Genomic DNA, 18757 nt, shown 5'->3' with positions numbered 1-18757 from the left:
TATGACAACTATGAATGAAACTAAAGGTGGCAAAGGGTTTCAAATGTCGCAAATCACGCAAAAGCTCGGCCCGTTACTGGGACTCATTATTTTGGTCATCATCGTATCAGTCTTGAATCCCAGCTTTTTGGAACCCCTTAATATTCTAAATCTGTTGCGCCAAGTATCTATTAATGCGCTGATTGCGTTTGGTATGACCTTCGTGATTCTCACAGGCGGGATTGATTTGTCTGTTGGCTCGATCCTAGCTCTATCCAGTGCATTTGTCGCGAATATGATGCTGGCCGGGTTCGATCCGATTTTGGCGATTATCATTGGCTGTGCGCTGGGTGGCGTCATGGGGATGATTAATGGCTTGATGATTACCAAAGGTAAAATGGCTCCTTTTATTGCCACATTGGCGACCATGACTATTTTTAGAGGATTGACGCTGGTCTATACCAACGGTAATCCAATTACAGGACTCGGAGACAGCCTGGTATTTCAGTTGTTCGGCCGCGGCTACCAGTTTGGCATTCCGGTTCCGGCGATTACGATGCTTATTACCTTTGCCGTACTGTGGATCATTTTGCATAAAACGCCGTTTGGACGCAAAACGTATGCCATCGGTGGTAACGAGAAGGCTTCGATTGTATCCGGTATTAAAGTACCGCGCGTGAAAATTTGGATTTACTCTCTGGCTGGAATGCTCTCTGCTTTGGCGGGTGCTATTTTGACCTCACGTTTGAACTCGGCGCAGCCGACAGCAGGTACTTCTTATGAACTGGATGCCATTGCGGCTGTCGTACTGGGCGGAACAAGCCTGTCAGGCGGACGGGGGCGAATCGTAGGTACGTTAATCGGTGTACTCATCATCGGGACGCTGAACAATGGCTTGAATTTGCTGGGTGTGAACTCTTTTTATCAAATGGTGGTCAAAGGGATTGTAATCGCCATCGCTGTATTGATTGACCGTAAGAAATCTGCATAAACCACCTAATCTGTATATAAGGAGACCACATATATGAAAAAGCTTACATTAATTATGACAGCCTTGCTGCTCCTGCTCATGACAGGCTGTTCTTTGGAACCGCCGGAATGGGCGAAACCTAAATCAGCCGCGAACTTGAAGGACATTAAAATAGGCTTGTCTATCTCCACGCTGAATAATCCATTTTTCGTCTCTCTCAAAGATGGAGTCGTTGCAGAGGCCAAAAAACAAGGATTACAGGTCATTGTCGTTGATGCGCAAAATGATTCGGCGAAGCAAAGCAATGATGTGGACGATCTGATCCAGCAAGGCGTAAATGCGTTGTTAATTAACCCGACAGATTCGTCGGCTATCTCCACGGTCGTTCAATCCGCGAACGCTTTGAACATCCCGGTCATTACGCTGGATCGTTCTGCTGACAAAGGAGATGTAAAAGCGCTTGTCGCTTCGGACAATGTAGAGGGTGGACGCATGGCTGCCAGATACGTGATTGATCAAGTCGGAAAAGGTGCCAAGGTCATTGAGTTGGAAGGCGTACCAGGTGCATCGGCTACCCGAGAACGGGGCAAAGGCTTCCACGAAGTAGCGGATAAGGAACTGAACGTTATTGCCAAACAGTCGGCCGATTTTGACCGGACCAAAGGTTTGAATGTCATGGAAAACCTGCTGCAAGGCAACCCGGATGTTCAGGCGGTATTTGCCCATAATGATGAAATGGCGCTTGGGGCGATTGAAGCCATTCAAAGCTCGGGTAAAAATATTCCGGTGATCGGCTTTGACGGTAATGAGGATGCGTTGAAATCAATTAAGGAAGGCAAGCTCACGGCAACCGTGGCTCAGCAACCTGAACTGATTGGACAATTGGCAGTTCGGGCGGCACAGGATGTACTCCAGGGTAAAACCGTGAAAAAATCAATTCCTGCCAAGCTGGAGCTAGTGGATCAGAAGAAATAAAACGGGTGTATGCCCCCATAGATTTAAGATTTCGGGCTGATGCGATCATGGAATTAATGCCAGCCTGGTCAATAGGGACGATTCCAATAAGGGGTAGTACCAGCGAAGCTGTTACCACCCGCAAAATAGATGGAATATAGTGGTGTTTCCAATCCCGAAATCAGATACAGCCGACATACGTGTAAAAACAGATCACTTGATGGGCAATAGATACCATTAAGTGATCTGTTTTATGATGTTGGGCTATTTCACTATCGTACCCAATTAATTTAGCATTGGGGAAGGAGATGTTTTAGTACCGAATGCGATTATTGTTCCAATACCTTTTCAAGCTCGCCGCACCATTTACCCCAGCCATACTTAGCGCCTTCGACTCCTTGAGCATTTGAGATTCCGGTTTGTTCGAGATGAAGGTTAACCTTTATGTGGCTCTTCGGACGTAGCGCCCACGAGGCGGGAGCTAGGATTCCAAAACTAAGTTGGGTTGTTTCCTCCTCATAATTGTTTTCAAGTGAAACTTATTCAGGTTCCAAACTTTCCAAATGACTAGCAGTCAGCTATGTGTGCCAACTATTGATTTTATGTCATAGGGTCAACAAGACTTGAGGATACGTCCCTTTTTAGTTTGATTTATTCCTAGTTATCTCATGAGTTTAATTGACAAATAAAAAAAGCGGGATTATAATGACCTAAATTCAAAGTTCATTAACGAGTTAAATGGCAACATAAGCAATACTTTTTTTAACTTTTACGTTAATCATCGTTGATTATTAACAATGAAAATAGCTCTTATGATTAGGAAAACGAGAACACAGATGAGCATTCGAACGATACCACAAAGGAGAAACGAATGAGAGCAAAGGAAATGGAACAGTTAAGAATGGAACACAAGCTTCTCTCTTACTTGGGGAAGTACGATAATCCTGTAGGTGCCACGACGCTGGTACTGGTTTTAGGCAAGGAGTTTGGATTAAGTCAGGCTTCCATTGGACGAAAGCTGATGGAGTTCGATACCTTGGGCTATACGGAGAGCAAAGGGCGAAAGGGCAGGTTGCTTGCTCCGCCGGGAAAAGACCGCTTGGCAGATATCGAGCGTCAGCTTACTCAGTGGCGTGATCAGTCGAACTTGCTGGATGCGCTCAATGTTTCTGATGAGGAATCACTGCTTGATATGCTAATCGCAAGACGTGCGCTGGAGCGAGAAACAGCTTGGCTGGCAGCATCGAAGGCCAGTGAACAGACGATTCAAGAGCTATGGCATTCAATTGAAGCACAGGATGAGGCCATTGCAGATGGGCGTGTTCCGATTGAGGAGGACCGGGAGTTTCATGAACGGATCGCTGTGGCATCTGGCAACCGCGTGCTACTGCATGCTTTACGTCTTGTATGGGGAGAAGGGGCTCATCTTCCAGCAACCGCGCTGATTAGGAAAGCCGTTGGCAGCGAGCTTGTGGTAGACCATCGGCAGATTGTGGAGTGTATAGCCCATCATGAGCCTGATGAAGCGGCATCTGCGATGGTAACTCACATCAATCAATTGATTGAGGATGTGCGCATTTATTTTGATAAAAGTAAAGCATAAAAGAACGTCATTAATGACCCATGATATAGCAGTGCTTACCAAAACTCTGATTAACGCCTGATTTAAAATCTTGAGGTAGGATGTTGTTTTTACAGGATACAGGTTATTCAATACAGGAGGTGGTCAATATGACAGTTACATACCGACTCGGTATTGACATCGGTGGAACGTTTACGGATGTAATGCTAACGGATAATAACGGGAGGGTAACCGCAACATTGAAAACACCGTCCGTCCCCTCCGCGCCGGAGCAGGCTATTTTAAATGCGATTGAACAATTGAAGTCCATCCCGATTGATATTGGGGCCGTTGAATTGTTTGTGCACGGGACAACGCTGGGTGTGAACACGCTTATTGAACGCAACGGAGCGACGACAGGGCTTCTCGTCACTCGCGGATTTCGGGATGTTCTGGAAATTCGCAGACTCCGTCTGGAAAATACGACGAATCTTTACGGTGACAAGCCTGATCCACTTATTCCGCGCCATCTTGTAAAGGAAATTGATGAGCGCTGCTTGGCTGACGGACGGATCTATCGACCTCTTCCAGCCGATGATCTGCGTCAGTCTGTACAGGAGCTGCTTGCCGAAGGTGTTACGGCGATTGCCGTATCCTTTCTGCATGCTTACCATAACCCGGAGCATGAGCGGCAGGCCGTGGAACTGATTCGCAGGGAATTTCCCGATGTTTTTGTCTGCTCCAGCAGTGAGGTGTGGCCACAGCAACGAGAGTATGAACGTACTCTGGTAACGGTTATGAATGCGTATATTGGTTCCCGGATGAATGGATATTTCCGCAAACTAGAAGTTGGGGCGAAGGAGCGAGGCTTGCATGCCCAAGTGCTTTCCACGATGTCCAATGGAGGTATTATGACAGCGCAGCGGGCGGCTGAGGAGCCAGTTAAAACGTTGTTGTCTGGTCCGGCATCGGGCGTGATCGGCGCGACCCATGTAGCGAGATTGGCTGCGATCAACAAAGTCGTCACCTTTGATATGGGCGGCACCAGCGTAGACGTGGCTGTCATTGATGGTGAACCGGCCTATTCAAGTGAAAATCAGATTGGCGATTTTCCTGTCATTATTCCGGCGGTGGACGTAACCGCCATCGGCGCAGGCGGCGGATCTATCGCCTGGGTTGACGGTGTAGGCGTGCTCAAGGTTGGACCGCGCAGTGCAGGAGCAGATCCGGGGCCAGCTTGTTATGACAAAGGAGGGATGAATCCGACGACCACCGATGCCTATGTGCATCTGGGTATTATTCGTCCAGATCGCTTTCTTGGGGGCCGTATGTCGCTGAACGAGGAACTGGCGGCAACGGCGCTGGAGCGTTTGGGAGCAAGGATTGGGCTGGATTCCAAAAAAAGCGGCTCAGGCGATTCTGGATGTGGCGACCGCCAATATGTACGCACAATTCACACCCCTGATGGCGCGAAAAGGAATTGATCCCCGTGATTTTACGTTGCTGGCATACGGCGGAGCTGGCCCGACGCATGCGTTCCTGCTGGCGCGGGAGGTCGGTATACGGCGGGTGCTCGTGCCACCGTCTCCAGGCACGCTTTGCGCAACAGGATGTGTCGTGGCCGATCTGCGTAATGATTTTGTATATACTTTGTACAAAACTGGACAGCAGCTTCAGGAGGGCGAGCTTAAACGTATTTTTAAGGATCTTGCCGAGCAGGGACATCATTGGCTGGAGACAGAAAGCAGCCGAGGAATAGAACTGGAGTCCACCTATATGCTGTACAGCGCGGATATGCGCTACGAAGGACAGGCTTTCGATATTGAAGTGTCCATTCCAAGTGAAAATCTGGAAGCTGGATCTGTTTCAGAGACTACAACGGATGGCGCAGTCCAGTTTGTTCAAGAGGCAGTGACGCGTTTTCATCGCCAGTATGAGACCATTTTTGGAGTAAGCCAGCCGGAGTCTCCCGTCTCCTTTATCAATCTGAGGGCAACGATTGTTGGCGTAACCCGCAAGGCGGATACGATGCAAATCCCCGACCATGATGATTTGTTCCAACAGCCTAGTCATTCAGCAGCTCAGGAAACCAGAACCATATATTTTGATGGCGGGGAAATGAAGGCGCACATTGTTCGGCGTTCAGGTCTGCCCACTACAGAAGCTTGGCCTGGTCCAGTCATTATTGAAGAGTATGATACGACTGTCTTTGTTCCACCAGGTTACACCGTAAAGATTGACAGCCTGGGGAATATAATCGGGGAGGTGGAAGGATGAACAGCGAGCTGAAGACGGACCGCGTATTTCTGGAGATTTTTAAAAACAGGGTGCAGGCTATCGTCGAGGAAATGGCTAATGTTGTTTTGCGCACCGGATTTACCGCTTTTGTCAAAGAAACAGGTGATTTCGGCACGTACCTGCTTTCACCCCAGGGCGAAACCTTTGGATGTCCACTCGATACAGGTTACAGCCTGTCGTTAGGTATCCCTGCGGGGGATGTGATTTCATCCATCGGACAATGGAATAAAGGCGATATTGTCATTTGTAACGATCCGTATTCGACGGGCGGTATGGCGACACATCTGCCGGATGTCTATCTGCTGAAGCCCTTTTTCCATGAGGAGCAAATTATGGCCTTCGGGCTGTGCTTCATTCACTCTTCTGACGTGGGGGGCAAGGTACCGGGCAGTGTGTCGCCCAGCTCATACGATATTTATCAGGAGGGGCTGCGCCTTGCGCCAGTGAAGCTGTACGAGGCCGGTGTGTTGAACGAAGCCATTTTGCGTATTTTTCTTGATAATTGCCGGATTCCTGACCAAAACTGGGGCGATCTGAGAGCTTTGATGGCTGCACTGAACCGCGGAGAACGACGGCTTAAAGAGCTGGTAGAGCGCTATGGGATATCCCGAGTAGAGAATGGCATCGAAGATGTGCTTGTTTACGCCGAGACACGGGTTCGTCAGATGATTCAGGATATTCCGGACGGAGAATACGAGTTCTGGGATTATATTGAGAAGGGTCCGGGGGGGTATCCGGTTCGACTGCGCTGTAAAATGGTGGTCCGGGACGATGGAATATTTTTGGATTTTAAGGGGACAGACCCGCAGGTGAGAGCATCCTTTAATATTCCGACCCTTAACAAACAGGGGCATTACTATCTGGTGCCAGCACTCATTCGATATTTCAGGACACTGGACCCCTCGATTCCATGGAATTCGGGGATGGTGCGGATGATTACGAATGATGCTCCGTCGGGTACTCTGTTGAATCCGGAAGCTCCGGCTGCGATCGGAGCGCGTGCGGCTACATTTATCAGGCTGATGGATGTGCTGACAGGTACGCTGAGTCAAGCCCAGGAGAACAAGCTGCCCGCTGCTGGTGCCGGACAAGCGGCGATCGTCATGCTGGCTATGACTGATCCAGTCACGGGTGGGCGGAAAGTAGGCGTGGTGCAGCCGATTTGTGGAGGCTCGGGAGCCAGACCGATGAAGGACGGCATTGACGGGATGGACTTTGCGGTCGGTCATCTGCGCAATATTCCTGCGGAAACGGTTGAAGCCGATATGCCTATCCTGATCGAACGGTACGGGTTGCTGCCCGATTCGGCTGGGGCGGGAACCTACCGGGGAGGCTGTGGAATTGATTTGCAGTTGAAGGTACTCAGTCCCGATACGGTGCTGACTGCCCGTAATATGGAGCGGATGGAATTTCAGCCGTGGGGGAGACTTGGGGGGAAAGCTGGTGCCTATGGAACAGCTGTTAAAAATTTGGGACAGCCATCCGAGGAACATACCGGGCGAATCGACGAGCTTTTATTACAGCCGGGGGACACGGTGGCGTTCTTTTCCCAAGGCGGAGGCGGGTATGGGAGCCCTTATAAAAGAGCTCCCGAGGCCGTCGCACGGGACGTACGCAACGGATTAGTATCCAAGGATGCCGCTTATGAGCAGTATGGAGTCGTATTCAATGAAAGACAGGTAGATTTGGACGCTACCCAAAAAAGACGCAGTGCCGTTCACAGTTCAATGGATGAACAGCAATCTTTTCATTTTGGCTCGGCTCGTGAACAATTTGAGTCCACCTGGAGTGATGAAATGCAGTTGGCTATCGGGGCGGCGTTAACGGTGTATCCGCTGGCACTTCGGGATTACCTCAAACGATGTGCAATGAAAGATATAGATGAGCGATTCCACAAAGGCGAACAGGTACAGGCTATTGAAGTGGCAGAGATTATGGCAGCCATCCATCGTACGATTGCTGCTCTCTAAGCAGGAGAGCAGCGTTTTTTACAGTTAATAAACATACTTTACCGGGAGGTTTAATCAAATGAAACGATTTTCAAAAACGTTAGGTTCCGTATCTGTTATTTTAGCTGCGTCTATGTTGCTGCTGACAGCGTGTGGCAGCTCGTCATCCACTTCACAGGCCACCAATGGAAATTCGGATGGAGAACAAAAAATCAAGCTCAGCATGTTTATATGGGCGGGTGCCAATCAGGACGTGGTTCCCAAAGAAGTAGTTGCGGATTATGTGAAGAAACACCCGAACGTTCAGGTTGATTTTGTGGAATCATCCAATTCTGTTATGTACCCTAAAATGGTGGCAGGGCAAAAAGCCGATCCCAACAATCCGGTTGTCAACTTCGGTTACTTTAATGCAGACGCTTCCGCCAAGGGGCTGAACGATGATATGTGGGAGCCGCTGGACCCGTCCATCGTAACCCATATGAAGGATATTCCCGAGCAATACCATACCAAGGACAATCGCGGCATCGTATGGGGAGTAACAAATTTTGCACTCGTATATAACAAGGATTTGGTTAAAACTCCGCCGACAAGCTGGAGCGATCTTTGGGATAATCCGCAATTTAAGGACAAAGTGGCTCTTTGGGATTACATGTTCTATTCCTACATTGCTCCAGTCATCGAATTGAAGGGCAAGGAACTGGGTGCAACCTATGATAAGCCAGAGGCTGCCTTTGATTTCTGGGGGGAAGCATACGGATCAGGTACGCACGCTCGTAACCTCCAATGACCAATTGAAAAACTTGCTTATTTCCGGCGAGGCGCTGGTAGCACCATTCAGTTCGCAGACGGCTCAGACGTGGATTAATGATGAAGGCGCTCCACTAGCAGTAGCTATTCCGAAGGAAGGTTTCGTTTCCTTCCCGTATTCCTTGCAAGTGGTCAAGGGCTCGACGCCGGAACAGACACGTGTCGCTAACGAGATCATTAATGAGCTGTTGAAACCTGAAAATTTGACCAAATATGCTGAGGCAACAGGTACTCCGGTAACAAGCACTGCTGCTCAAGTACCTGATAAATATAAAAATGATCCATCTTTCTCTGTAGCTGAGCAGAAAAAAGGCTTGAATCCGGATTGGTCAGCCATGGCCCAAGGAGCTTCGGAGTGGAAAGACCTGTGGGATCGTCTGGTCAAAACAAAACTGCAATAATATCAGGCCATAGTTATAGGGAGGCTATTTGTGGCTAACCCACTAGGAGGGAATCTATCCATGTCCGGAGTTGAACACCAGATTGCGATTGAAGTACGGGATGTCGTGAAGAGGTTCGGCGATCATGCGGCCGTCAATCAGGTATCCTTTCGTGTGAGACAGGGGGAGTTCATTTCTTTGCTCGGTCCCAGCGGCTGCGGGAAAACAACGTTGTTGCGGATGTTGGGAGGACTTGAGATGCCCGATCAGGGTACTATTCTTCTCTCTGGAGCAGATGTGACCCGAATTCCGGCGTATGGACGAAATACGAACATGATTTTTCAGCAGCTTGCACTGTTTCCGCATATGGACGTATATAAAAACATTGCCTACGGCTTGAAAATGAAAGGAACATCAAAAGGTGAAATTCGGAAAAGTGTGGAGCGAGTTCTGGAATTAGTTCAGCTTCCCGGCTTCGGCACCCGCAAGGTTTCACAACTGTCCGGGGGGCAGGCCCAGCGTATAGCGATTGCACGCGCCTTGATCAACCAGCCCCAAGTGCTGCTGCTGGACGAGCCTCTGTCTGCGCTGGATGCGCAGCTACGACTGGACATGCAACGGGAGCTAAAGCGGATTCAGCGGGAGTCAGGGACCACCTTTATATTCGTGACCCACGATCAGGAGGAAGCCATGAACGTATCGGACCGGATCGGTGTTATGCGTGACGGGGTCATGCTGCAATATGGCACGCCGGACGAGATTTATGAGCGCCCCGCTGACCGATTTGTCGCTAAATTTATCGGTGATACCAATTTGTTGCCGTCCCGTGTGCTGGGGCATGAAGGAGACCTGACGATTGTTGAAACGGCAGGGGAAGCCATTACCGTCCACATCGGGCAGGGTCAACAACCGTCGTCGTTACGCGACCAGGGCCATATCTCGATCCGCTATGAATATGTGCGGATTGGTTCAGAGGCTGAGGGTCTGCGCAATCGGCTTACAGGCGTGATTCGGGATGTGCGTTATGGCGGCACGATGCTGCGCTACACTATAGAGCCGGACGGTGTGAGCGAATTCCCGCAATTAACAGCGCATGTCCCTCATTTTCCGGGAAAACCACGATTTTCTCCCGGTGAAACGGTAACTATCGGGTGGGAGCCGCAGGACGCTGTCTTTTTATCTGACCGGGGGGAGGGAGGCGTGTGAACCGACTGGCTCACCGTGTAGTCGACTGGATTTCGCCCAAGGGCAAATCATGGGTCACACCCCTATTGCTACTGCTGCCGTCCCTCCTGCTGATGGGATTCATATTTATCGGCTCGTTACTTATATTTGCCCGCTACAGCCTGGATTCATTTGAAGGTGGGCGGTTGCAATCCGCTTTTCAATGGACAGCGTATCGCACATTTTTAACCGATCCTTACTATTGGAAGGTCATCAGGGACACCTTTTGGTTGACGATCAGGGTGACACTCATAAGCCTGCTGCTTGCATATCCGCTGGCGTATTATACAGCACGTATTCGCAGTAGTGCCTGGAGGCAAACTGTGCTAATGATTATGTTCCTTCCCCTGCTGGTCAGTGCGGTGGTCAAGTCTTATGCGTGGCTTGTTCTTTTGTCCAGACAAGGGCTTTTGAACTGGTTGCTGATACGGACAGGCATTACAGAAACAGGGCTGGAAATGACCTTTAATGAGACAGGCGTCATCATTGCGCTCGTTCATATTTTTCTTCCTTTTATGGTTATACCGATTTTGAGTGTGCTGGTGCAACAGGATAGTATGCTCAAGGCAGCAGCTCATGATCTTGGCGCTGGAAGCTTGCGCACATTCCTGACGATTACGCTACCTTTGTCGGTACGTGGAATCGTATCCGGTGTGCAGATCGTATTTACGTTGTGTCTGACCGCTTTTACGACGCCGGCACTAATTGGAGGCGGGAGAGTAATGACCTTGCCTACCTTTATTTATCAGCGGACGCTGGATACTAATTGGCCGATTGCCGCAGTAGCAAGTCTGTTTCTGATTATCGCTTCGACTTTGGTTGTATGGCTGCTGAATCGGCTCGGAGACTTTCTTACGTTTCAACGCTCCGGAAAAGGAGGTGCTGCGGATGCGCCTTAAAGGTTTATCCTCACGCGGATATCATCTGATTCTGTTCGTCGTTGCAATGATCGTTTGCCTGTTTCTCGTGCTACCGCTCGTCATTGTGGTGATTACTTCACTCAATTCTACTGCCTACAGCGCTTTTCCGCCCAAAGGCTTGTCGTTGCGTTGGTATGAAAATTTGCTCTCGCAGCCCCAGTTTCTTCGTGCGTTCGGTAATAGTGTTTTTTCTTCCGCTTGCGCCACATTGCTTGCCTTAGTAGCGGGTACGCTGGCTGCTCTGGCCATTCAGCGCTTTGAGTTTCCCGGACGCAATCTGTTGCGGGCCTTATTCATGTCGCCGATGGTAGTGCCTAAAATCGCGCTGGGCGTTGCCTACTTGATTTTGTTTTCAAAGCTTCGGATTGCAGGCGGCTTGTTTGCCCTTATTTTAGGAGAAGCGGTCACGATTATGCCATTTGTATTGAGTATCATAGGCAGCACGCTGGCTAATGTACGCCGGGAGCATGAGGAGGCTGCCTCAGATTTGGGCGCGGGTCCGCTGCGCGTATTTTTTACGGTAACCTTGCCACAAATACGACTAGGGCTGCTAATGAGTGGGGCTATCGCTTTTATATTTACATTTGATCAGGTAGAGACGGCACTGCTCATTTTGCGACCTGAAAATAATACCTTGCCCATTGAACTCTTCCTCTACATGGAAAAATGGCAGGACCCAACCATCGCGGTTGTTTCAACCCTCATGCTGTTAATTGCGCTGGCGCTGTTTTTTGGCTTAAAGCTAATTCTGCGCTCTGTGCCTGAGGTACAGCGGGTGCTGGAACGGAAAGAAAATTGAGTAACAGACGTATTATTCATATCTAAAATGAATTCCAAAGGAGGAAAAACGATGACCCACACGAACACGGTCAACCGTGAACGGGCCCAGCAGATTATGAAGCGGGAAGGTTTACAAGCCCTCGTGGCTACCACCCCTGAAAATATCTCCTACGTAATCGGCTCCCAACTGCGAACCACCAATTGGACTATGCAAATTTATGCTGTTTTACCACAACAGACGTCCGCCCGGGCACGTCTTATTTTGCCGACCAACCGACTGGGTGTGATCGCCCAAATGGGCTTGCCAGATGCGGATTTATACCTGTACAGTGATTTTTTTCTGGAAGGATCACCGGAAGGCAAAGCTTCGACCCCTGACATTGATCTATTTTACAATCTTCTCGGTCGTACACAGACTTATGCAGGGCCTATTGAAGCGCTACAGGCAGCTTTGCATGATCTGGACATTTCCCAAGGCCCGTTGGGAGTGGATGAAATGCGTATTGCACCAGCGCTTTATGCACGTTTGAAGGAAGAACTGCCAAATGGGGTGATCAAGCCGGCCTATGCGCTGTTCAGAGAGGTTCGGCAAGTGAAAACAGCAGAAGAAATCAGACGGCTACGCCGGGTAGCTGAGCTGAACGAGCGTGTTGAGCTTGAAATGATCCGCAAAATCGCCGAAAATGTGCATGAAGAGGAACTGGCCGACTATTATCGTTTGGAGACGGTAAAAGCGGGTGCGATTCCGGCGATGGTTGCTGTGGGAGCTGGTCCACGCAGCGCGTTGCCATTAATAGAACGTTACTTTCACCGCGTACAGCCTGGAGAGCAGGTACGGTTTGATCTATGCTGTCACCTGGACGGCTATTGGGCGGATACCGGGCGCACAACTGTGCTGGGAGAACCGACAGACTGGCAGAAGCGTCATTTTTCAGCTATTCATAGCGGTTGGGAGCGAGCGTTGGAACGGGTACGTCCCGGAGCCAAAGCATCGGATATTTTCCAGGCTGCGGTTCAAGCCGTCCAACAAGAAGGTATTCCGCACTATCGTCGTCAGCATGTGGGACATGCCATCGGTTTGGAGCTGTATGATGATATTGTATTGGCTCCCGGAGATCACCGAACGATGGAGGAAGGCATGGTATTTTGTGTTGAGGTGCCTTATTATGAGCTAGGAGCAGGTGGTTTTCAAATCGAAGATACGGTAGTTGTAACCAAGGACGGGTATGAATTTTTAACTCATATGGAACGGAAACTATATCGGCAATAAAGAGGGATTCTTATGACATATATTCAAAAAGGGTCCCGTTCGTTTCACAAAACGAGCTTGGCTATGTTCGCGGGAGGATTCAGCACATTTGCCTTGTTATATTGCATGCAGCCGCTGATGCCCGAGTTTTCCAAAGATTTTGGTATTTCCCCCGCCACCGCCAGTTTGTCGCTGTCCATGTCAACTATCGCCATGGCGATAACGATGCTGTTCGTTGGTGTTTTATCGGATCAAAAAGGACGGAAAATCATCATGTGCTGCTCCTTAGTCGGAGCATCTGCTGTGGGGTTGCTGTTAGCGATTAGTCCGGGCTTTCTAACGCTGCTTATTCTGCGGATGATCCAAGGCATGATTCTCGCGGGTCTTCCCGCCATCGCCATGACCTACCTCAGTGAGGAAATAGATCCTGCCCATCTGGGCTATGCTATGGGATTGTACATCAGCGGGAATTCCATTGGCGGGATGGGCGGACGAATTCTGACCAGCACCTTAACGGATTTGGTGAACTGGAGAACTGCTTTGGGAATATTGGCCTTGCTTAGCATCGTATCCTCGGTACTGTTTTGGCAATGGCTTCCGGCTTCGCGTAACTTCAAGCGTCGAAAGGTCCGTTTTTCAGATACCATTCGTACACTTTTTGTTCCCTGTAAAGACCCGGCGCTACTGTGTCTGTATGGGCTGGGCTTTGTGTTTATGGGCAGCTTTGTTACGCTGTTTAACTACATTGGATATCGTCTTACTGCACCTCCTTATCTGCTTGGCTCCGGCCTGATTGGCTGGATTTTTGTTGTGTACATCATGGGAACGGTCAGCTCCACCTGGATGGGGAGACAGGCTGACAGATACGGCAGATATGCGGTTATGGGGGTTGCTATTGGAATTCTGCTGTTGGGTGCCTTGCTGACATTATCGGGCAGTCTGTGGGTGATGACTATCGGTATTGCGTTGTTTACGTTTGGTTTTTTCGGGGGACACTCGATTGCAAGCAGTTGGGTAGGCCTTCTGGCGGTTGAGCACAGGGCGCAGTCGTCTGCGCTCTATCTGTTTTTTTATTATGCCGGTTCCAGTATTAGCGGTACCTTGGGCGGTATATTTTATGCAAGTTTCGGATGGAACGGTGTTATTCTGATGATTACGGGATATATGACGGTTGGTTTGATACTGAATGTTGTTTTAAAACGCCGGGGAGCATCCAGAAATACAACAGGTAAACAGACCGATGCTAGGCATACAATATAAAAATGAACAAAGGCTGCCTGTCGAAGGCAGCTTTTGTTTTATATCATTTTATATATGAGAAGGGAAGACTCCTGACATCAAGGCCTGGGTTCAAAATGGATTTCAAGGGTCAGGCTGATCGGCAGCTTGACCCGCTAGATGGCATCAGGGATGTCCTCATGGGCAATACCATGTTTGTCCTACCCAGGGGAAACGTCGCGTAGGCTTTTTTTCATGATGAGCTCACCTTTTCAATGAAAGTTTTTTGGTATTGCTGGACAGCATGCCCGATGGCATCAGCACGGATAATGGCAGCGGCGACTTGTTCAGCGGTAACTGCAAAAGACAAGTGATCCGCTGCGCCCTCACGTAAGGTCAGACCTTGAGCAATCCGAATGGCTGCCTTCTCTGGTTCACTTTGTCAAAGGTTCTATGCAACAATGCTCTATTTTGAGCGCGATTCTGCTGAGACAGGAATCATTGCTTCGTATAATATGGAAGTTTTTAATTTTAGTGTTGTAAGAAGTGGTGGTAAAAGATAGAATAACAAATGTATGATAATGAGAATCACTATCATTTTTAGATATATATACTTAAGGAGGACATCATCGTGCAACAAAGTAACAGGATAAAATGGGGCACCACACTGTGTCTCGTGGTTCTACTGACGGTTGTACTGGGGGCTTGTGGAAACGCAGATACTGGCAATCAGAACAATGGAAAGACCAGTATTAACAACTCTAACGGGCAATCCCAAACGGTTGCCATGCGTGAATATACAGATGCCACTGGCAACAAGATCAATATCCCTGTAAATCCGCAACGAGTTATTACGACGCAATATTTGGATGCCATACTGGCCTTGGGAGTTAAGCCGGTAGGTGCTGCTTCCCATTTGTTGGAGGGCGAATATTTAAAAGGTAAGATTGACGGAATTGCAGATATTGGGAACCCGACGAATGTAGAAAAGGTGCTGGAGCTACAGCCAGACCTGATCATAACAACAGAAGATACCACTCCCGAAGTGAAGGAGCAGCTGGAGAAAATTGCTCCAACCGTAGTCGTTTCTTTTGGAGCAGGGGATGTGTTCAAGCAATTTCGGGATGTTTCCGCTGTACTCGGTAAGGACAAGGAAGCTGAGCAGTGGATTGCTAACCTGGATAAAAAGGCTGCTGAAGGCCGGAAGAAGCTGGCTGGAAAATTTAAGAAAGGTGAAACGGTCACGATTTACATGACTTACGGTAAGGATGTGCTAAGAGTGTACGGGGCGCGGAATGTAGGACATGCCATTTACCGTTCACTGGAATTGAATCCTCCTGAGTACATACGCCAAAAGCTGGCGAAGGACCCGAACTTTAATTTCGTTTACGATAGCATTTCGATGGAAAAGCTGCCTGAACTGTCAGGGGACCGAATTATTATGCTGGTTTATGATGAAGAGACCAAGGATGGAATCCTCAAGGAAATCGAGCAAAGCGCACTGTGGAGAAATCTTCCTGCGGTTAAAAACCACAAAGTATATTTCATCAAAGCTGACCCATGGTTTACGTACTCACCGCTTGCGATTGACAAATCGCTGGATGAAGCGGTTAACATGCTTTCCTTCGATCCTAAATAATCACTTGAAATAAGAAAGGAGAAGTCATATACATGTTAAAACGTTTTTTTGAATATTACCGTCCTTACCGGACTTTGTTTATTATTGATTTCTCTTGCGCCTTGCTGGCTGCACTGCTGGAGTTGGCTTTCCCACTTGCCGTCAACCGGGTGGTCGATGATTTGCTGCCTAGCGGGAACTGGAAGTGGATTTTATATGCTTGTCTAGGACTGCTTGGTATTTATGTAGTCAGTGCCGGATTAAATTACGTGGTTACCTATTGGGGCCATAAGCTGGGGATTAACATCGAATCGGACATGCGTAAAAAACTGTTTGATCGAATTCAAAAGCAATCCTTCCGTTTTTTTGACAATAACAAAACAGGGCATCTCGTCTCCCGTATGACCAACGATCTGATGGATATCGGGGAAATCGCCCACCACGGACCTGAAGATTTGTTTATCGCGTTGATGACACTGGGAGGGGCCTTCGGTATCATGCTCGGCATTAACTGGAAGCTGGCAGTGCTGACGTTCATTATTGTGCCGCTTATGATTTACTTGTCCTTGTATTTTAGCCGTAAAATGAATGCTGCTTTCCATCGCATGTTTTCGGATATCGCAGATTACAACGCACGCATCGAAAATAACGTCAGTGGTATCCGCGTCGTACAAGCATTTTCGAACGAAGAGCATGAAATGGAACGTTTTGCTGAAAACAACGGACGATTCCGTAAAACCAAGCTAATTGCTTACCGTATTATGGCTTGGAATTCTTCGATTAGTTTTGTTCTGATGAAACTGGTTTCGCTGTTTGTACTCGTGTGCGGTACATGGTTTGTGATTGAAGGGCAAATGACGTACGGGGAATTTATCGCATTTGTGATGCTGTCCAACGTATTTCTCGCACCAATCAAGCAGATTAACTCCGTTATTGAAACGTATCCCAAAGGCATTGCCGGCTTCCGTCGATACCTGGATTTGTTGGAAAGTGAATCGGATGTAGAAGATCTGCCAGGGGCCAAGACCGTTACCCATCTCAATGGAGAAATCCAATTTGCAGGTGTAACATTTGGCTATGAAAACAAAGACAAAGTATTGCGTAAAGTGGACCTATCCATCCATGCGGGAGAGACTGTAGCACTGGTCGGCCCTTCAGGAGCAGGTAAAACGACGCTTTGCAGTTTGTTGCCACGCTTCTATGATGTGGAGGAAGGCAGCATTACCATTGATGGTATGGATATCCGTGAAATGAAGCTGGAATCGTTGCGCTCCATGATTGGGATCGTACAGCAGGATGTGTTCCTGTTTGATGGAACGGTTCGTGAAAATATTGCATATGGCAAGCTAGGTGCTTCGGAAGAAGAAATTTGGGATGCCGCCCGACGGGCTCAGATTGAAGACCTCGTTCGTTCCTATCCGGAAGGGTTGGATACGATGATTGGTGAACGGGGCGTGAAGCTGTCGGGGGGTCAAAAGCAACGCTTGTCTATTGCCCGGATGTTCCTCAAAAATCCACCTATTCTCATTTTGGATGAAGCAACATCAGCACTGGATACAGAGACAGAAGCTGCGATTCAGCAGGCTTTGACAGAGTTGTCGCAAGGACGCACAACGCTCGTTATTGCGCATCGTCTGGCAACGATTAAAAACGCCGACCGCATTATCGTGGTTGCCGATCAGGGAATCGCCGAGCAAGGTAGGCATGAAGAATTGCTGGCGGTAAAAGGTCCATATAGCCGTCTGCATCAAGCCCAGTACGGTACCTAAATGAAATAGTATGAAATGTAAGTAGAGAGAGGAATGAATTTTTTTTGAAAAAGGAAATGTGGATTGCAATGCTGCTGCTGACATTCATCCTGGCTCTGACCGCTTGTGGAGGAAATACGGGGCAGGCTGACGGAAAGCAGAATCAAACTTCTGCCGAGCAGAAGCTAGCAACGAAAACAGTCAAAACAATTCATGGTGATGTTACGATCCCAACTCATCCTCAACGGATCGTAGTAGATTTGTACCAGAATGACTTATTAGCTCTCGGTATTCAACCCGTGGGGAGTGTTAAGTATTATTTGGACAATCCGTTTTCCAAGGATCTTGTACAGGGCATTACAAGCATTGGAGACCGCGATAGCGTGTCCTTTGAAAAGGTACTTACTCTGGAGCCGGATTTGATTCTGATTGGTTCCAAAGATGCTTCTCAATATGAGAATTACAGTAAGATTGCCCCGACCGTCGCTATTCCTTATGGCACGTATAAGGATGTGCATGAGGAATTAACTGCTTTTGGAGAGCTTCTTGGTAAAGAGCAGGAGGCTAAAGCGTGGCTAGCCCAATACGATCAGCGGATGCAGGCAGCACGCGACAAGTTAAAGGGAATCATTCAACCTGAGGATACCTTCACTGTCATGGAGGCTTCAACGAAGGAATATTATGTATATGGCGATAACTTTGGCAGAGGAGGACAGGCGGTATACAGAGGACTGGGTTTGACGCCTCCACCTTTTGTCCAAAAAGAACTATTAGGTGATACTCAATGGAAATCGGTATCGAAAGAAGTTATTAATCAGTATGCTGGCTCTTATATTTTTCTGACGGTTAACAAGGAAACCGCCGGTTATACAGGGGACAGTATATGGAAGTCACTGGATGCCGTTCGAAATGACAGGGTCTTTGAGTTACAGGAGGATCGCTATTGGTACTTTGACCCGATTGCCATTGTAGGACAAGCAGAAGAAATCGCAGACATGCTCGTCGAGCGGAATAAAGAGAAGGCTTCACAGAAGTAGTTACTCCGGTGTTGCTGGCAGCCCTTTGGTATATTTTATGCCAAAGGGCTTTATTTTTTCACAAA

16 protein-coding genes and 1 pseudogene are annotated in these 18757 nt (G+C 48.5%); 16 read left to right on the top strand and 1 reads right to left on the bottom strand.

The window, feature by feature from the left end:
- Position 1: 1 nt before the first annotated feature.
- Both rbsC and rbsB read left to right on the top strand, forming a co-directional pair.
- Positions 2-970, top strand: a complete 969-nt coding sequence (rbsC, locus tag QMK20_RS13585) for a ribose ABC transporter permease RbsC (RefSeq protein WP_014281544.1) — start codon at positions 2-4, stop codon at positions 968-970.
- 33 nt (positions 971-1003) lie between these two features.
- Complete coding sequence (gene rbsB / locus QMK20_RS13580) at positions 1004-1924, top strand: ribose ABC transporter substrate-binding protein RbsB (protein ID WP_283656142.1); 921 nt, start codon at positions 1004-1006, stop codon at positions 1922-1924.
- A 308-nt stretch (positions 1925-2232) separates the two neighbouring features.
- Here the strand turns inward: rbsB and QMK20_RS13575 are convergent.
- A pseudogene (locus QMK20_RS13575) lies at positions 2233-2349 on the bottom strand (SRPBCC family protein); the annotation flags it as partial.
- Positions 2350-2774: 425 nt separating this feature from the next.
- Here QMK20_RS13575 and QMK20_RS13570 point away from each other — a divergent pair.
- The 14 genes from QMK20_RS13570 (at position 2775) to QMK20_RS13505 (ending at position 18692) form a co-directional block, all read left to right on the top strand.
- Positions 2775-3506, top strand: coding sequence for a FadR/GntR family transcriptional regulator (locus tag QMK20_RS13570; protein ID WP_283656141.1), 732 nt, complete (start codon positions 2775-2777; stop codon positions 3504-3506).
- 128 nt (positions 3507-3634) lie between these two features.
- On the top strand, positions 3635-4948 hold the full coding sequence (locus QMK20_RS13565) for a hydantoinase/oxoprolinase family protein (RefSeq protein ID WP_283656140.1): 1314 nt from the start codon (positions 3635-3637) through the stop codon (positions 4946-4948).
- Complete coding sequence (locus QMK20_RS13560) at positions 4848-5741, top strand: hydantoinase/oxoprolinase family protein (protein ID WP_283656139.1); 894 nt, start codon at positions 4848-4850, stop codon at positions 5739-5741. Before QMK20_RS13565 ends, QMK20_RS13560 begins: the two co-directional genes overlap by 101 nt.
- Positions 5738-7732 carry a hydantoinase B/oxoprolinase family protein gene (locus QMK20_RS13555; protein WP_283656138.1) on the top strand — a complete coding sequence of 665 codons (1995 nt, stop codon included), beginning with the start codon at positions 5738-5740 and terminating at the stop codon, positions 7730-7732. The genes QMK20_RS13560 and QMK20_RS13555 overlap by 4 nt, the downstream gene beginning before the upstream one ends.
- A 58-nt stretch (positions 7733-7790) precedes the next feature.
- Positions 7791-8498: an extracellular solute-binding protein gene (locus QMK20_RS13550; RefSeq protein ID WP_283656137.1), complete on the top strand. Its 708-nt coding sequence runs from the start codon at positions 7791-7793 to the stop codon at positions 8496-8498.
- Positions 8443-8919: an extracellular solute-binding protein gene (locus tag QMK20_RS13545; RefSeq protein WP_283656136.1), complete on the top strand. Its 477-nt coding sequence runs from the start codon at positions 8443-8445 to the stop codon at positions 8917-8919. The genes QMK20_RS13550 and QMK20_RS13545 overlap by 56 nt, the downstream gene beginning before the upstream one ends.
- A 60-nt stretch (positions 8920-8979) precedes the next feature.
- A complete protein-coding gene (locus QMK20_RS13540) occupies positions 8980-10104 on the top strand; it encodes an ABC transporter ATP-binding protein (RefSeq protein ID WP_283656135.1) in 1125 nt (374 codons plus the stop codon).
- Complete coding sequence (locus tag QMK20_RS13535; protein ID WP_283656134.1) at positions 10101-11021, top strand: ABC transporter permease; 921 nt, start codon at positions 10101-10103, stop codon at positions 11019-11021. Before QMK20_RS13540 ends, QMK20_RS13535 begins: the two co-directional genes overlap by 4 nt.
- Positions 11011-11841, top strand: coding sequence for an ABC transporter permease (locus tag QMK20_RS13530; RefSeq protein WP_283656133.1), 831 nt, complete (start codon positions 11011-11013; stop codon positions 11839-11841). The genes QMK20_RS13535 and QMK20_RS13530 overlap by 11 nt, the downstream gene beginning before the upstream one ends.
- 51 nt (positions 11842-11892) lie before the next feature.
- Positions 11893-13092: a M24 family metallopeptidase gene (locus QMK20_RS13525; protein ID WP_283656132.1), complete on the top strand. Its 1200-nt coding sequence runs from the start codon at positions 11893-11895 to the stop codon at positions 13090-13092.
- 12 nt (positions 13093-13104) lie between these two features.
- Entirely contained in the window at positions 13105-14331 is a 1227-nt protein-coding gene (locus tag QMK20_RS13520; RefSeq protein WP_283656131.1) for an MFS transporter, read from the top strand.
- 589 nt (positions 14332-14920) lie between these two features.
- On the top strand, positions 14921-15928 hold the full coding sequence (locus QMK20_RS13515) for an ABC transporter substrate-binding protein (protein ID WP_283656130.1): 1008 nt from the start codon (positions 14921-14923) through the stop codon (positions 15926-15928).
- A 32-nt stretch (positions 15929-15960) separates the two neighbouring features.
- A complete protein-coding gene (locus QMK20_RS13510; protein ID WP_283656129.1) occupies positions 15961-17676 on the top strand; it encodes an ABC transporter ATP-binding protein in 1716 nt (571 codons plus the stop codon).
- 56 nt (positions 17677-17732) lie between these two features.
- Positions 17733-18692 carry an ABC transporter substrate-binding protein gene (locus QMK20_RS13505; protein ID WP_404520237.1) on the top strand — a complete coding sequence of 320 codons (960 nt, stop codon included), beginning with the start codon at positions 17733-17735 and terminating at the stop codon, positions 18690-18692.
- Positions 18693-18757: the final 65 nt, after the last annotated feature.

It is taken from the genome of Paenibacillus sp. RC334, assembly GCF_030034735.1.
Lineage (GTDB): Bacteria > Bacillota > Bacilli > Paenibacillales > Paenibacillaceae > Paenibacillus > Paenibacillus terrae_A.
The sequence above is the reverse complement of the archived record's forward strand: the minus strand, read 5'-3'. Positions and strand labels throughout refer to the sequence as shown.

Bases quoted from the DNA above. Each gene is read 5' to 3' on its own strand.
- rbsC (WP_014281544.1), top strand. From the start codon at position 2: ATGACAACTATGAATGAAACTAAAGGTGGCAAAGGGTTTCAAATGTCG.
- rbsB (WP_283656142.1), top strand. From the start codon at position 1,004: ATGAAAAAGCTTACATTAATTATGACAGCCTTGCTGCTCCTGCTCATG.
- QMK20_RS13570 (WP_283656141.1), top strand. From the start codon at position 2,775: ATGAGAGCAAAGGAAATGGAACAGTTAAGAATGGAACACAAGCTTCTC.
- QMK20_RS13565 (WP_283656140.1), top strand. From the start codon at position 3,635: ATGACAGTTACATACCGACTCGGTATTGACATCGGTGGAACGTTTACG.
- QMK20_RS13555 (WP_283656138.1), top strand. From the start codon at position 5,738: ATGAACAGCGAGCTGAAGACGGACCGCGTATTTCTGGAGATTTTTAAA.
- QMK20_RS13550 (WP_283656137.1), top strand. From the start codon at position 7,791: ATGAAACGATTTTCAAAAACGTTAGGTTCCGTATCTGTTATTTTAGCT.
- QMK20_RS13540 (WP_283656135.1), top strand. From the start codon at position 8,980: ATGTCCGGAGTTGAACACCAGATTGCGATTGAAGTACGGGATGTCGTG.
- QMK20_RS13530 (WP_283656133.1), top strand. From the start codon at position 11,011: ATGCGCCTTAAAGGTTTATCCTCACGCGGATATCATCTGATTCTGTTC.
- QMK20_RS13525 (WP_283656132.1), top strand. From the start codon at position 11,893: ATGACCCACACGAACACGGTCAACCGTGAACGGGCCCAGCAGATTATG.
- QMK20_RS13520 (WP_283656131.1), top strand. From the start codon at position 13,105: ATGACATATATTCAAAAAGGGTCCCGTTCGTTTCACAAAACGAGCTTG.
- QMK20_RS13510 (WP_283656129.1), top strand. From the start codon at position 15,961: ATGTTAAAACGTTTTTTTGAATATTACCGTCCTTACCGGACTTTGTTT.
- QMK20_RS13505 (WP_404520237.1), top strand. From the start codon at position 17,733: ATGTGGATTGCAATGCTGCTGCTGACATTCATCCTGGCTCTGACCGCT.